The 13,284-nt window shown below is 65.4% G+C and carries 15 protein-coding genes; 8 read left to right on the top strand and 7 right to left on the bottom strand.

What is annotated here, in order from left to right; genetic code table 11:
- Positions 1-77 precede the first annotated feature (77 nt).
- Complete coding sequence (locus ABKS89_RS19270) at positions 78-1,361, top strand: TAXI family TRAP transporter solute-binding subunit (protein ID WP_348586647.1); 1,284 nt, start codon at positions 78-80, stop codon at positions 1,359-1,361.
- Between the two features lie 18 nt (positions 1,362-1,379).
- On the opposite strand, the gene ABKS89_RS19275 is transcribed toward ABKS89_RS19270, so the two are convergent.
- The 5 genes from ABKS89_RS19275 to ABKS89_RS19295 all read right to left on the bottom strand — a co-directional run bounded on the left by ABKS89_RS19275 (position 1,380) and on the right by ABKS89_RS19295 (position 3,948).
- Positions 1,380-2,243 (bottom strand): MBL fold metallo-hydrolase, encoded by an 864-nt coding sequence (locus ABKS89_RS19275; RefSeq protein ID WP_348586648.1) that lies wholly within the window; start codon positions 2,241-2,243, stop codon positions 1,380-1,382.
- Complete coding sequence (locus ABKS89_RS19280) at positions 2,240-2,665, bottom strand: DUF6691 family protein (protein WP_348586649.1); 426 nt, start codon at positions 2,663-2,665, stop codon at positions 2,240-2,242. The genes ABKS89_RS19275 and ABKS89_RS19280 overlap by 4 nt, the downstream gene beginning before the upstream one ends.
- Entirely contained in the window at positions 2,662-3,096 is a 435-nt protein-coding gene (locus ABKS89_RS19285) for a YeeE/YedE family protein (RefSeq protein ID WP_348586651.1), read from the bottom strand. Before ABKS89_RS19285 ends, ABKS89_RS19280 begins: the two co-directional genes overlap by 4 nt.
- The gene (locus ABKS89_RS19290; RefSeq protein WP_348586653.1) at positions 3,093-3,422 is read right to left on the bottom strand and encodes an ArsR/SmtB family transcription factor; all 330 of its coding nucleotides are present in this window, start codon (positions 3,420-3,422) and stop codon (positions 3,093-3,095) included. Before ABKS89_RS19290 ends, ABKS89_RS19285 begins: the two co-directional genes overlap by 4 nt.
- A gap of 76 nt (positions 3,423-3,498) precedes the next feature.
- Complete coding sequence (locus tag ABKS89_RS19295; protein WP_348586655.1) at positions 3,499-3,948, bottom strand: GNAT family N-acetyltransferase; 450 nt, start codon at positions 3,946-3,948, stop codon at positions 3,499-3,501.
- A gap of 93 nt (positions 3,949-4,041) precedes the next feature.
- On the opposite strand from ABKS89_RS19295, the gene ABKS89_RS19300 reads away from it, so the two are divergent.
- Together ABKS89_RS19300 and ABKS89_RS19305 are read left to right on the top strand one after the other, a co-directional pair.
- On the top strand, positions 4,042-5,622 hold the full coding sequence (locus tag ABKS89_RS19300) for a RimK family ATP-grasp domain-containing protein (protein ID WP_348586656.1): 1,581 nt from the start codon (positions 4,042-4,044) through the stop codon (positions 5,620-5,622).
- Between the two features lie 23 nt (positions 5,623-5,645).
- On the top strand, positions 5,646-5,789 hold the full coding sequence (locus ABKS89_RS19305) for a hypothetical protein (protein WP_348586658.1): 144 nt from the start codon (positions 5,646-5,648) through the stop codon (positions 5,787-5,789).
- On the opposite strand, the gene ABKS89_RS19310 is transcribed toward ABKS89_RS19305, so the two are convergent.
- Positions 5,768-6,871, bottom strand: a complete 1,104-nt coding sequence (locus tag ABKS89_RS19310) for a WD40/YVTN/BNR-like repeat-containing protein (RefSeq protein WP_348586660.1) — start codon at positions 6,869-6,871, stop codon at positions 5,768-5,770. The two genes, ABKS89_RS19305 and ABKS89_RS19310, sit on opposite strands and share 22 nt — an antisense overlap.
- Positions 6,872-6,899: 28 nt before the next feature.
- Positions 6,900-7,169, bottom strand: coding sequence for a ubiquitin family protein (locus tag ABKS89_RS19315; protein ID WP_138214722.1), 270 nt, complete (start codon positions 7,167-7,169; stop codon positions 6,900-6,902).
- A gap of 232 nt (positions 7,170-7,401) precedes the next feature.
- Between ABKS89_RS19315 and ABKS89_RS19320 the strand changes: the two genes are divergently transcribed.
- The 5 genes from ABKS89_RS19320 to ABKS89_RS19340 all read left to right on the top strand — a co-directional run bounded on the left by ABKS89_RS19320 (position 7,402) and on the right by ABKS89_RS19340 (position 13,281).
- Positions 7,402-7,590 (top strand): hypothetical protein, encoded by a 189-nt coding sequence (locus ABKS89_RS19320; protein ID WP_348586662.1) that lies wholly within the window; start codon positions 7,402-7,404, stop codon positions 7,588-7,590.
- Positions 7,591-7,764: 174 nt separating this feature from the next.
- On the top strand, positions 7,765-9,129 hold the full coding sequence (locus tag ABKS89_RS19325) for a glutamine synthetase family protein (RefSeq protein ID WP_348586664.1): 1,365 nt from the start codon (positions 7,765-7,767) through the stop codon (positions 9,127-9,129).
- A 76-nt stretch (positions 9,130-9,205) separates the two neighbouring features.
- On the top strand, positions 9,206-10,519 hold the full coding sequence (locus tag ABKS89_RS19330; RefSeq protein ID WP_348586666.1) for an NAD(P)/FAD-dependent oxidoreductase: 1,314 nt from the start codon (positions 9,206-9,208) through the stop codon (positions 10,517-10,519).
- A 612-nt stretch (positions 10,520-11,131) separates the two neighbouring features.
- A complete protein-coding gene (locus tag ABKS89_RS19335; RefSeq protein ID WP_081518536.1) occupies positions 11,132-12,055 on the top strand; it encodes a LysR substrate-binding domain-containing protein in 924 nt (307 codons plus the stop codon).
- A 140-nt stretch (positions 12,056-12,195) separates the two neighbouring features.
- Positions 12,196-13,281: an ABC transporter ATP-binding protein gene (locus tag ABKS89_RS19340; RefSeq protein WP_138214726.1), complete on the top strand. Its 1,086-nt coding sequence runs from the start codon at positions 12,196-12,198 to the stop codon at positions 13,279-13,281.
- Positions 13,282-13,284 lie beyond the last annotated feature (3 nt).

Genomic DNA, 13,284 nt, shown 5'->3' on the forward strand with positions numbered 1-13,284 from the left:
AGCGTCCGCAGGCAGAGCCGCTACCAGGCGGCGAAGGATCGAAGCACTCCCTGAACGAGCAAAAATCCCTGACTGCCATGAACAGCCCCCACCAGCACTTCAACCTCGCCGCATGTCTGCGCGCCATCGTCGGAGCCCCGGGGGTCCTGACCATTGCCGTGGCCGTCGCGCTCTATTCCGTGATCGGTTTTCCGGGAAAGACCATTGTCATCGCGACCGGTCCGGCGGACGGATACTTCCATACCACCGCTCTGGCCTATCAGGCCTATCTTCAGTCCAGGGGTTTCAAGGTCCGCTTGCGCGAACAGAAGGACACCCTCTCGCTGGTCGATGTGGTGAACGCACCAAAGTCCGGAGTCGATATCGGCTTCATCGCCCAGGAAGTGGACCCGGAAAAGTATCCGAACACCCGCGCGCTGGGCGTGATTACCTACAAGCCCGTGCTCATCTTCTACCGTGCCAGCATCGGCCCGATAACCAGCCCGAGCGACCTCAAAGGACTGAAGGTGGCCGCCAATCCTCCCGGAAGCGGCACGCGGCAGATGGCGGAGTCGCTATTGGCGATGTATGGAGTGACTCCGCAGAACACGCACTTCCACCCCTACAACCTGAACGCCACCGTCAAAGCCTTGATCGCAGGCGAAGTGGACGCCGGATTCCTCCTGCAACCCATCGATCAGGCTGTCGTCACCACACTGGCCGATACTCCGGGTATCAAACTGCTCGACCTGCAGTACAGCGCCGCCATTGCGCAGCGGTTGGCAGAGCGGCGGGTGCTGAAAGTCATGACGGTGCCCAAGGGATACTTCGACCTTCGCAACGGCATACCGAAAAAGGACATGCAGACACCCGCTGAAGCGGTGACCGTGGTGGTGAAGAAGGGCATGGACCCCGGCATCCTGCACCACGTCCTGCTGGCCATGAAACAGGTGCATGGTGGCTCTGCTGCGTCGGCCACAGGTGATGCGTATCCATCGGTCAAGGGCACCCAGATACCGCTGCACGAAGTGGCAGAGTCCTATTACAACAGCGGCCTGCCGTTCCTCTACAAATACCTGCCGTTCCAGTTGGCCAACGCGCTGTTCAACATTTTCCTGTTCATTCTGCCGCTGAGTATTGTCGGTCCGGCGCTGACCTTCCTCGGCGTCCCCAAGCCGATCTGGTTCCTGCAGGAGCTGCGCTGCCAGCTATGGCTGATCGAGATGCGCCACATGCTCAAGGTGCTATCCAGCACGGGCGAACTGACTCCGCGGCAGATGAACCGGTTGAAGCGCATTTGCGTCAATGTGGCCCGGCAGAAGCGGGCGGTGGAGCGCTGCCGGGAGATACTCGGGCGGTTCCCGGAAACACTCATCAACTGAACCGTCTAGGTACATCCTTCACAGGCGATCCAGCGGAATTCGCAGGTAGCGCACGCCGTTGGTCTCCGCCTCCGGCAGCTCGCCCGCGCGCATGTTCACCTGGATCGACGGCCAGATCAGCGCCGGCGCATGCAGGCCTGCATCGCGCTGCTGGCGCATGCTGACGAAGGCCTCCTCGCTCACTCCCTCGTGCACGTGCACGTTGTCCTGGCGTTGCCGCGCCACGCTGGTTTCGAACTCGTGGTGATCGCGATTGGCGGTCAGGTAGTCGTGGCACATGAACAGCCGCGTCTCGTCCGGCAAGGCGAACAGTCGCTGGATCGAGCGGTACAACTGCCGCGCATCGCCACCGGGGAAGTCGCAACGGGCGGTGCCGTAGTCGGGCATGAACAGGGTGTCACCGACGAACGCTGCATCACCGACCAGGTAGGTCATGCAGGCCGGTGTGTGACCCGGAGTGTGCAGCGCCTGGGCCTGCAGTTCGCCGATGCTGAAGCGCTCGCCGTCTTCGAACAGGTGGTCGAACTGGCTACCGTCGCAGGGGAAATCCTCGCCCAGGTTGAACAACCCGGCAAAGGTGCGCTGCACCTGGGCGATGCTGGACCCGATGGCCAACCGGCCACCCAGTTCGCCCTTGAGCCACGCTGCCGCAGACAGGTGGTCGGCATGCAGATGGGTTTCCAGCAACCACTCCACAGTCAGCGCCTGTTCGCGAACGTACTCGAGTATCTGGCGGGCGCCGGCATTGCCAACGCGGCCGGCGGCGGCATCGTAGTCCAGCACCGGGTCGATGATGGCGCAGCGCCCGGTACTGTGATCCGCCACCACATAGCTGTAGGTGGACGTGGCAGGATCGAAGAAGTGCTGGATGGTGGCGCTCATGTGGGTCTTCTCCTGGTCTCGATTTTCCATTCGTAGCCCGCCATCCCAGCCAGCATGGCGAGGCAGAACAAAGCCCCCTGCCAGTAGCCGGCGGCAACAGTCACCAGAGCCGGCCCCGGACAGATGCCGGCAATCCCCCAGCCAACGCCGAACAGCAGGCTGCCGCCGATCAGCCGGCCATCCAGGTCGCGGCGCTGCGGCATCTGCATCAGGCCGCCCAACAACGAACGATCATGCCGGCGCGCCCAAGTGAAGAACGGTAGACCAACCGCAATGGCGGCGAGCATCACCAGCGCCAGCGACGGGTCCCACTGCCCGGCGAGATCGAGGAAGCCCAGCACCTTGGCCGGGTTGGCCATGCCGGCCAGCAGCAGGCCAAAGCCGAACAGCAGGCCGGCCAGCAAAGCGACGATGCGGCTCATGCTCCACTCCCCAGCAGATGACGCACGACAAACACGGTGGCGAAGCCCGTCCCCATGAAGCACAGCGTCGCCACCAGCGAGCGGCCGGACAGCCGCGACAAACCGCAGACGCCATGCCCGCTGGTGCAGCCGGAACCTAAGCGGCTGCCGACACCGACCAGCAGGCCCGCCACCACCAGCGTCATCCAGCCGGCCTCGATGTGGATTTCCGGCAGCGGCCGCAGCGCCATCCACAGCAGCGGGGCAGCCAGTACCCCGAGCAGGAAGCACAGCCCTTCGCCCTTCCGGCCTGCACTTTTGAACAACCCGCCGAGCAAGCCGCTGATGCCCGCGACTCGACCCTCGAACACGGCATAGAGCCCAGCCGACAGACCAATCAGCGCGCCGCCGGCCAGGGCGCTCCAGGGCGTGAAATGAGCCCAGTCGATCATCTCGGCTGCTCCGCGCAGAACAGCCGGTACAGCGTCTCGATCACCGCCAGCGCCTGCTGGCTGGCAATGCGGTAGTAGACCTGCTTGCCGTCGCGACGGGTCTCCACCAGCTCCTCGCGGCGCAGCACGGCCAGCTGCTGCGACAGGGTGGGCTGGCTGATGCCGGTGAGGGCTTCAAGCTCGCCGACGTTCAACTCGCCCTGGGCCAACTGGCACAGCAGCATCAGGCGATCGGTGTTGGCCAAGGCCTTGAGCAACTGGCAGGCGGATTCAGCGGATTGGTGCAGGCGCAGGGCGTCGGCGGGTTCGAGCGTGGTGGCGGTCATGGGAACGATCTACCAATAAACAATCTATATTTTTATAGATTGTTTTCCGCGTCCTGACCAGCCCCTTGCCGCTTCCTCAGATCAGCGGCTTCTCGTACCGCCAGGCATCGGCGCCGTCTTCGTAGAAGCCGGCGATGCGGCCGAAACGACGATAACCACGCCGCTCATAGAGGCCAATGGCGACGCTGTTATCGACGCGCACCTCGAGCCTCAACGCGTTGCAGCCGTGCCGCGCGGCGCCGCGCTCCGCCTGCTCCAGCAAACCGCTGCCCAACCCCCGACCACGAGCCTGCTGCGAGGTCGCCAGAGAATACAGGCGCGCCACCTTCGTGCCCCGGCGAAACAGCAGCAAGGCATAACCGAGCAACTCGCCACCCTCCTCCGCCACGATCAGCTCGGCGCTCGGCGCCGCGATCAGCTGGCGAAAGCTGCGCGCACTCAGACGGTCCTGGTGAAAAGTGCCTTCCTCCAACGCCACAAGAGCCGGCAAATCGGCACGGGTGGCAAGGCGACATAACAGCGACATGGGTTCTCCGTAAAACTTTCGTAATGGACCGGGACATTTCCGGAAGTTGCTGCTTAATAGACACACGGCAACTTTCAGACAGGTCCGTGAACAATGTCTTCGCTACACACTAACTTCCATGAAAAGTTGAATGCAAGTTCTCTCCAGGCAGTCTCAGAGGCCTCTGCGGAGCCGCCTTCAGCCAGGTCCAGCCAGGTTCTTATCATCGTCGAGCGCAAGGAAGACTGGGCTTCCTATATCCCCAGCGAAGATATGCTGACCGCACGGGAATACCTGGAAGACTCCCGCCAGTTCGATGCGGGAAAACGCTTCCAAGTGATCAACCTGTGTCGCAACTATAAATATCTCGGCCACGGTTATTATTGTTCCCTGCTGGCCGAGGCGCGCGGACACAAGGTGATTCCGTCTGTACGCACCATCAGCGAACTGGCGAAGAAATCCCTCTACGGGTTGGCCCTGGATGGCCTGGAAAAGACCCTGGAAAGAGCCCTCGACCAGCATCCCTGCGCCAGCACCGACGGCTTCACCCTGCGCCTGTACTTCGGCCGTACCGACCTCGCGCCGCTGCAGCCCATCGCCCGCCAGCTGTTCGAGGCCTTCCCCTGCCCGATCCTGCTGGTGGACTTCCGCCGCACCGATGCCTGGCACATCGCCGGAGTGCGCCCCGGCGCCCTGCACAAGCTGAGGGAGAATCAGGAAGACCAGTTCGCCGACGCCCTCGACCGTTTCAGCCGGCGCGTCTGGCGCCAGCCCAACTCGCGGCGCCTGGCGCGCTATGACCTGGCCATCCTGCACAACCCGGCGGAGAGCCTGCCGCCGTCCAACGCCGGCGCGCTGGAGAACTTCATCCGAGTCGGCCGGCAGTTGGGCGTCGACGTCGAACTGATCGAGAAGAAGGATTACGCCCGTCTGGCCGAGTACGACGCGCTGCTGATCCGCGAGACCACCCGCGTCGACGACCACACCTACCGCTTCGCCAAGAAGGCCGAGCGCGAAGGGCTGATCGTGATGGACGACCCGGCTTCGATCCTGCGTTGCACCAACAAGGTCTACCTGACCGACCTGCTGCGCGGCCAGGGCCTGGGCATGCCGGACACGGAAATCCTCTACAAGGACAACCCCCAGGAGCTGGAGCGCATCGGTACACGGCTGGGCTTCCCGCTGGTGCTGAAGATTCCCGACGGCTGCTTCTCCCGCGGCGTCTACAAGGTCGAGGACGCCCAGCAGCTGCGCAGCGTCAGCGCCGAACTCTTCGAACACTCGGTGCTGCTGCTCGCCCAGGAGTACCTCTACACCGAGTACGACTGGCGCATCGGCATCCTCAACCGCAAGCCAGTGTTCGCCTGCCAGTACTTCATGTCCCGTGGGCACTGGCAGATCGTCGAGCACAAGGCCGGCGGCGAGGTGATTGGGGAATGCCGCACCCTGCCGGTGGAAAGCGCGCCGCCGGCCGTAGTGGAGCTGGCGCTGAAGACCGCCAGCCTGATCGGCGATGGCCTGTATGGCGTGGACCTCAAGCAGGTCGATGGCGAAGTGGTGGTGATCGAGGTGAACGACAACCCCAACCTCGACGCCGGCATCGAAGACGCCTGCCTCAAGGACGACCTCTACCGCCAGGTGCTGGAAGAATTCATCCGCCGCCTGGAACTCAAGCGGCGCGGCCAGGCGCTGTGATCCGCCCCCTCAAGGAGAACCCCATGGAAGCCACGCACATCGGCCTGACCATCCTGATCGCCATCGTCGTGTTCGGTACCGCGATCAACTATTTCGACCACCGCATGAAGCCGCGCGAGGTGCGCGAACAGGCCAGGCCCAAGGCTCAGCCGAAGCGCACGCAGTAGATCGGCGGCAGGTTCATCGACAGGCACTGCCAGTGGTCGCCGCCGTTCTCCGACAGCCACAGCCCACCGGTGGTGGAGCCCATCGCCAGGCAGGCGCCATCGTCGTCCACCGCCAGGCCGTGGCGATACACCAGGTCGAAGGCCGCGCCCTGCGGCAGGCCGCTGTCGAGTACCTGGAAACTGGCGCCGCCGTCGCGGGTCCGGGTGACAACGAAGCGGGCATCCACCGGAATCCGGCAGACGTCCTTCACGGCGGGGACGAACCAGGCGGTGTCCGGCTGGGTCGGGTGGACGGCGACGGCGAAGCCGAAGCTCGACGGTTCGACCTGCACATCGCTCCAGCGCGCGCCGCCATCGGTGGAGGTGAAGATACCGTTGTGGTGCTGCACCCACAGGCGCTGCGGCTGCGCAGGGCAATGCACCAGGCGGTGCGGGTCCTGGATGGCACCCTCCTCGCGCAGCTCCGGCGGCATGTAATCGGCAAACATGCCGCTGGTGGTGAGGCGCCAGTTGGCGCCGCCATCGTCGCTCTGCCACACGCCGCCGCAAGACACGGCAACGGTCAGGTGCTGGCAGTCGCGCGGGTCGACGCTGATCGAGTGGATGCCCGGCCAGTCGTAGCCGCCGCCCATCCAGCGCGAGCGTTCGGGGCGATCCCAGAGCGGGCGATTGAGTTCCCAGCTATCGCCACCATCGTCACTGCGGAACAGGCCGCCGGGAATGGTTCCGGCCCAGAGCACGCCGGGCTCGGCAGCGCCGCCGGTCTCAAGGCACCAGACCTGCTGCAGGACCCAGGGCGCTGGCGGAGCTTCGCCCTCTTTGGGCTCGGGTAGCGGATCGGGTTGCGACGGGTAGGTCGGCACGGCGATCTCCTGCCAGTCCTCGCCGGCACGCTGACGCCACAGCTTGCAGCCGAAGTGGCCGAGGTTGAGGGCGGCATAGAGGGTTTCATCGCGCGGGTCGGCGAGCACCGTGCTCAGCGGCTCGCCGATGAAGTCCCGGCGGGTTTCCTGCCAGCCGTCCGCGCCACGCTGAAAGGTGAACAGCCCCTTGCGAGTCGCCACCAGCAATCGATCATCCATCTTGCTCTCCTGAAATGCCGCCTGGTCCTCAGCCACCGCTTAGGGCCTGGACCACGTAGACCTCACTGTCCACCGCCAGGGCATCGCTGAGGCGCACGCGGTCGCGCAGGCGCAGGCCGTCTATGAAGATCGTCAGGTGCCGGCGCAGCCCGCCCTGGTCGTCGAGCAGATAGCCGCGCAGTTTCGGCGCCTCGACGAATACCGCTTCCAGCGCGCCGGCGAGGGTCACGGCCGGCAACTCGCGCTCCTCGATGGGAACGTGGCGCTGGATCGACGGAGCGAAGACGATGCGGCACATGGACGGGCCCGTGGCGGACGCTGATTGCCCCAGTCTAGGGCAGGTACGGCGGGCGTTCCGGGCGCTTCGACGGGATGCGCGAAGGGCCACGCAAAGGCTCTGGGACGGCCTTCGCGATCAGCACTGGCGCGCAATCAGTTTCGATTTGGCAAAACCAAACGTCGTGAAAATCACATTTAACAAACCCATACGCCGTGCGAGTCTGCGGAAATCGTCAGCCAAATCCTTCGACATGCACCTGCTCGTTTCGCCCGCACCGCTGGAACCCCTCGCCGCCCGCAAGGCCGGCAGCGTCGTCCGCCTGCCGCGCAAACATGCCTGCTGGCTCGAACTGCAACCGCTGACCCTGCCTCTGGAACTGGCCTTCTGGGCGCTCTGGCATTGCCGCCACGCGCGCCCGCCGGATTCCATCTCTCGCTGATCGGGCGCCATCGCCCGGATTCCTTCGACGGAACTACGCTCAGGGGTGGCATACGCCACTCTCGAACAAGACGTAGCCCGTTGCATCGCTTGCCTGCCTTCAATCCCGTGCCCTTCGGCGCGGCCCTGGCCTGCAGGTCGTCAGCGCATCCGCGTGGATGCTAACGAGAGCCCCATGAATTTCGCCTCCGTGCAAGAAGCCCAGGATTTCCTGGCCCAGAACTCCGATATCGAGATGGTTGAGCTGTTCATCCTCGACGCCAACGGCGTACCGCGCGGCAAGCTGCTGCACCGCGAGGAACTGCTCGCCGTGTACCAGTCCGGCCGGCCGCTGCCCAGCACCATCCTCGGCCTCACCGTGCATGGCGAGGATGTGGAGGATTCCGGGCTGGTCTGGGACGTCGGCGATATCGACTGCCGCGCCTACCCGCTGGCCGGCAGCCTGGTGCGCCTGCCCTGGCGGCAGATTCCCACGGCGGCGGTGCAGGTCAGCATGCACCCCGAGCAAGGCAAGCCGGCGGACATCGCCGACCCGCGCCATGTACTGATCCACGTGATCGACGGCCTCAAGGCCGCCGGCTACCACCCGGTGATGGCCTGCGAACTGGAGTTCTACCTGCTGGACGCCAAGCGCGACGCCAACGGCCGCCCGCAACCGGCACTGGATGCCGACGGTGGCCGTCCGCGCGCCACCCAGGTCTACGGCCTGCGCGAGCTGGAGCAGATCGAACCCTTCCTCGCCGACCTTTATGCCGCCTGCAAGGCCCAGGGCATTCCGGCGCGCACGGCCATCTCCGAGTACGCACCGGGCCAGGTGGAAATCACCCTGGAGCACGGCGACGCGCTGCTCGCCATGGACCAGGCCGTGCGCTACAAGCGCCTGGTGAAAGGCGTGGCGCACAAGCACGGCATGCAGGCTTGCTTCATGGCCAAGCCGTTCGACGACCTGGCCGGCACCGGCATGCACATGCATGTGTCGCTGGCCGACGCCGAAGGCAACAACCTGTTCGCCAGTGAAGATCCGGCCGGCACTCCGCTGCTGCGCCAGTCCGTGGGCGGCATGCTGAAAAGCCTGCTCGACTCGCTGCTGCTGTTCTGCCCCAACGCCAACTCCTATCGCCGCTTCCAGGCCAACAGCTACGCACCGCTGGCGCCGACCTGGGGCTGCGACAACCGCACCGTGAGCCTGCGCGTGCCGGGCGGCCCGGCCAACACCCGACATGTGGAGCACCGCATCTGCGGCGCCGACGCCAACCCCTACCTGGCCGCCGCGGCCATCCTCGCCGGCATCCATCGCGGCATCCGCGAGGAGATCGACCCGGGCGCACCAGTGGAAGGCAACGGCTACGCCCAGGCCAAGGAACTGCTGCCCACCGACTGGCTGACCTCGCTGCGCGCGCTGGAGCGCTCCAGCTGGGCGCGGGATGCGCTGGGCCACGAATTCCTCGGCGTCTACCTGAAGGTCAAGCAGGCCGAGTACCGCCAGTTCATGGGCGAGGTCGGCGAGCAGGACTGGCGCTGGTATCTGACGCAGGCGTGAGGGCGCTCCCGCGCACCTCAGCCGAACCCTTGCCGTCATCGGGCAGGGGCAACCGAACAACAACAGGAACACCGAAATGAACGCTGCACTGAACCCCGCCACTCCCGCCCCCGAGCGCGCGAAGTCCTACTACTCCGCGAGCCTCAACGAAGAGACCAGCTACCCCACGCTGCAAGGCGAGGTGAACGTCGACATCGCCATCATCGGCGGCGGCTTCACCGGCGTCGCCACCGCCGTGGAGCTGGCCGAGCGCGGCTACAAGGTCGCCATCGTCGAGACCAACAAGGTCGGCTGGGGCGCCAGCGGGCGCAACGGCGGGCAGGTCACCGGCAGCCTCTCGGGCGACTCCGCCATGGAGAAGCAGATGCGCCAGTGGCTGGGCGACGACGTCGATGATTTCATCTGGCACCTGCGCTGGCGCGGCCACGAGATCATCAAGAGCCGCGTGGAGAAGTACGGCATCCAGTGCGACCTGAAGTTCGGCCACCTGCACGCGGCGATGAAGCAGTCGCACATGGACGAGCTGAAGGCCACCTTCGACGACGCCAAGCGTCGCGGCATGGGCGACGAGATCAGCCTGCTGGACGGCGCCGGCGTGCGCGCGCACCTGGAGAGCGACCTCTACTGCGGTGCCATCAAGAACACCCGCAACATGCACCTGCACCCGCTCAACCTGTGCATCGGCGAAGCCAAGGCCGCCGCCAGCCTGGGCGCGCTGATCTTCGAGCACTCCGAAGTGCTGGACATCATCCACGGCCCGCGTCCGGCAGTGGTCACCTCCGGCGGGCGGATCAACGCCTCCCAGGTGATGCTCGCCGGCGACGTCTATCACAAGCTGGAGCGCAAGCAGCTCAAGGGCATGATCTTCCCGGCCATGGGCGGCATCGTCACCACCAAGCCGCTGGGCGAGCTGGCCAAGCGCATCAACCCGCAGGACCTGGCGGTCTACGACTGCCGCTTCGTGCTCGACTACTACCGCATGACCGGCGACGGCCGCCTGCTGTTCGGTGGCGGCGCCAACTACTCCGGCCGCGACTCGCGCGACATAGCCGGCGAGCTGCGCCCGTGCATCGAACGCACCTTCCCGGCGCTCAAGGGCGTGGACATCGAGTTCCAGTGGAGCTGCGCCATGGGCATCGTGATGAACCGCATCCCGCAGCTGGGCAAGCTGTCGGAGAACGTCTGGTACTGCCAGGGCTACTCCGGCCACGGCGTGGCGACCACCCACATCATGGGCGAGATCATGGCCACGGCGATGAGCGGCGACCTGGAGCAGTTCGACACCTTCGCCCAGTGCAAGCACATCCGCGTGCCCATGGGCGACGTGTTCGGCAACCCGATGCTGGCCGCGGGCATGTGGTACTACCAGATGATGGAGAAGCTGCGCTGATTACCGGCGCTCCTGCACGGAAACACTGGCGTTGGGCGGTTCGCGAGCATGCTCGCTCCTGCATCAGCTTTTCGTCCCTCGCTCTCAGATAGCTTCCAGAGAAACATCCGCGCACTCCGAACGCCCCGTTCAGGAGGCCTCGTTGAAGCGGAGTTTCAGGGGTTGAGCGACAGGGATGTCGCGAGAGCCGCGATGGGCCAGGGACGGCCCTTCGCGGCGTGCCCCTGAAACTTCGCTTCAACGAGGGAATTTTTCGCCTAAGCGAAAAACCGGATATCCGGGGCAAGACCTTTGCCTTCTTTGGGGCGTTTGCCAAAGAAGGTCGCCCGAGGGGGCGAAACACAGAATCCGAGCGCACGCCGAAGCGGCGCTGAAACACCCAGGCCATTGCAGCAGACCTGCAACACCCGAGCAAGAGAAAGCGCCGGCCCTGCCGGCGGATCGCGGGCATGGCCCGCTCCTACAAGTGAGCATCTGTCGCAGCAGGGCTGCCCGCTGCAGGCGCCAAGCGAAACGCCCCGAAACACCCACCCTCTCCGCCCGTACCCGCAGCCACTCGACACCACCGCCCCGCTCAGGGATAAAGGCTCCACTTCGAAATTGGAGTGAGCCATGCGTTTCCCCTCGATGACCGCCCTGCGCGTGTTGGACGCCGTTGCCCGCCTGGGCAGCCTGTCCGGCGCGGCCAGCGAACTGAGCCTGACCCGCAGCGCCGTCAGCCACCAGCTGCACAGCCTGGAAGACTGCCTGGGCATCCCGCTCACCGAGCGGGTCGGCCGCGGCATCGCGCTGACTTACCACGGCGAATGCTTCGCCCGCGAGACCCAGCGCGCCCTGGCGATCCTCAACGAGGCGCGGCGCTTCGCCAATGCCGAGGAAGTCTCCGGCCGCCTGTGCGTGAGCTGCACGCCCGGATTCGCCACCTACTGGCTGTGCCACCAGATCGGCAAATTCCAGCGCGCGCACCCGCAGGTGGAGCTGAACCTGGTCTCGCCGCGGGTGCCCGACGACGTCAGCGACCGCGACGTTGACCTGTTCATCGCCTACGGCGTCGGCGACTGGACCGACCTGCACGTGGACCTGATCGCCACCCTCGACACCTTCCCGGTGTGCAGCCCGTCGCTGATCAACTCGGTGGGCGGCCTCGACTCGCCGGAAGACCTCGCCAGCCTGCCCTTCCTGCACATGGTCGATCACTCCGACTGGTTGCTGTGGACCGCCGCCGCCGGGGTGAAGAACCTCAATGTGCGCAACGGCATCGTCTTCTCCGACGCGCACCTGGTGCAGTCGGCGGCCATCGCCGGGCAAGGCGTGGCCATGGGCGATGCGCTGGTCAGTGGCGACGCCATGGCCAAGGGGCAATTGGTGCGGCTGTTCAACGTCGCCATCGAACCGCCCAACCGCTACTACTTCGTCACCGACCCGGCCAAGTCCGAACGCCCCGACGTACGGGCCTTCAAGGCCTGGATGAAGGCCGAACTGCGGATGTCCGAGCAGTTCCGCCACAGCGGCCGGAGCGCCGTGATAGGTGAATGATTTCGAACAATGAGGGCAAAAAAACGCGATTGAAGCGGAGAGAGATTTGACAATACTGCATTAAAAAAAGGCCGCTGATTTTTACCCCGTTCCTCACCCGGCGGCTGCTCGAACAAGAACAAGAAATCGAGGTAAGTGCAGTGGAGCGACAGCCCCAACTACGTGCCATCGGCATCGGCAAGAGCTACGGCAGTTTCAACGCGCTGGACAACGTGTCCATCGACATCCAGCAGGGCGAGTTCCTCACCCTCCTCGGGCCTTCGGGCTCCGGCAAGACCACCTTCCTGATGATCCTCGCCGGCTTCCAGGACCCGTCCCGCGGCAAGCTCGAAGAGGGCGGCGCCGACATCACCCGGCGCCCCGCCGAGAAGCGCAACTTCGGCATGGTGTTCCAGGGCTACGCCCTGTTCCCGCACATGAGCATCGAGGACAACGTCGCCTTCCCGCTGAAGATCCGTGGCGTGAAGGCCGAGGAGCGCAACCGCCGCGTGCGTCACATGCTCGACGTGGTCGGCCTCGGCGAGCACCTGGGCAAGCGCCCCGGCGAGCTTTCCGGCGGCCAGCAGCAACGCGTGGCCATCGCCCGGGCGCTGGTGTTCGAACCGGACATGCTGCTGCTCGACGAACCCCTTTCGGCACTGGACAAGAACCTGCGCGAGCAGCTGCAGGCCGAACTGCAGCGCATCCACCGCCAGGTTGGCACCACCTTCGTCTTCGTCACCCACGACCAGAACGAAGCCCTCGCCCTGTCCACCCGCATCGCCATCTTCAACCGCGGCCAACTGGCCCAGGTCGACGACCCGCAGACCATCTACAACCAGCCCAGCAACCGCTTCGTCGCCGAGTTCCTCGGCAAGATGAACCTGTTCCCGCTGAGCCAGGTGGGCCGCGCCGGCGAGCTGGCCTGTGGGCGCTTCGGCGAAGCTGAGCTGCGTGCCAGCTATTCCAACGCCATGCAGGCCGAGGCGCCGCTGCTGGCGGTACGCCCGGAACACATGCAGCTGCACAGCGCCCCGCCGCAGGTGAACGGCCACAACGTGGTGCAGGCCGTGCTCACCGCCAAGACCTACCAGGGCGCCAGCACCGAGCTGTGCCTGGGTGCCGGCAGCGAGGGCAAGCAACCGATGAGCCTGGCCGTGCACGCCGACCACCAGGCCTCGCGCCTGGAACAGGGCGCCAAGGTCTGGCTGAGCTGGCCCATCGAGAAAAGCCTGCTGATCGCCTGAGTC

The organism is Pseudomonas sp. LABIM340, assembly GCF_040017195.2.
Lineage (GTDB): Bacteria > Pseudomonadota > Gammaproteobacteria > Pseudomonadales > Pseudomonadaceae > Pseudomonas.

Coding starts and splice junctions, on each gene's coding strand:
- ABKS89_RS19300 (WP_348586656.1), top strand. CDS start 4,042: ATGTCTTCGCTACACACTAACTTCCATGAAAAGTTGAATGCAAGTTCT.
- ABKS89_RS19330 (WP_348586666.1), top strand. CDS start 9,206: ATGAACGCTGCACTGAACCCCGCCACTCCCGCCCCCGAGCGCGCGAAG.
- ABKS89_RS19305 (WP_348586658.1), top strand. CDS start 5,646: ATGGAAGCCACGCACATCGGCCTGACCATCCTGATCGCCATCGTCGTG.
- ABKS89_RS19310 (WP_348586660.1), bottom strand. CDS start 6,871: ATGGATGATCGATTGCTGGTGGCGACTCGCAAGGGGCTGTTCACCTTT.
- ABKS89_RS19325 (WP_348586664.1), top strand. CDS start 7,765: ATGAATTTCGCCTCCGTGCAAGAAGCCCAGGATTTCCTGGCCCAGAAC.
- ABKS89_RS19335 (WP_081518536.1), top strand. CDS start 11,132: ATGCGTTTCCCCTCGATGACCGCCCTGCGCGTGTTGGACGCCGTTGCC.
- ABKS89_RS19280 (WP_348586649.1), bottom strand. CDS start 2,665: ATGAGCCGCATCGTCGCTTTGCTGGCCGGCCTGCTGTTCGGCTTTGGC.
- ABKS89_RS19275 (WP_348586648.1), bottom strand. CDS start 2,243: ATGAGCGCCACCATCCAGCACTTCTTCGATCCTGCCACGTCCACCTAC.
- ABKS89_RS19295 (WP_348586655.1), bottom strand. CDS start 3,948: ATGTCGCTGTTATGTCGCCTTGCCACCCGTGCCGATTTGCCGGCTCTT.
- ABKS89_RS19320 (WP_348586662.1), top strand. CDS start 7,402: ATGCACCTGCTCGTTTCGCCCGCACCGCTGGAACCCCTCGCCGCCCGC.
- ABKS89_RS19315 (WP_138214722.1), bottom strand. CDS start 7,169: ATGTGCCGCATCGTCTTCGCTCCGTCGATCCAGCGCCACGTTCCCATC.
- ABKS89_RS19270 (WP_348586647.1), top strand. CDS start 78: ATGAACAGCCCCCACCAGCACTTCAACCTCGCCGCATGTCTGCGCGCC.
- ABKS89_RS19285 (WP_348586651.1), bottom strand. CDS start 3,096: ATGATCGACTGGGCTCATTTCACGCCCTGGAGCGCCCTGGCCGGCGGC.
- ABKS89_RS19290 (WP_348586653.1), bottom strand. CDS start 3,422: ATGACCGCCACCACGCTCGAACCCGCCGACGCCCTGCGCCTGCACCAA.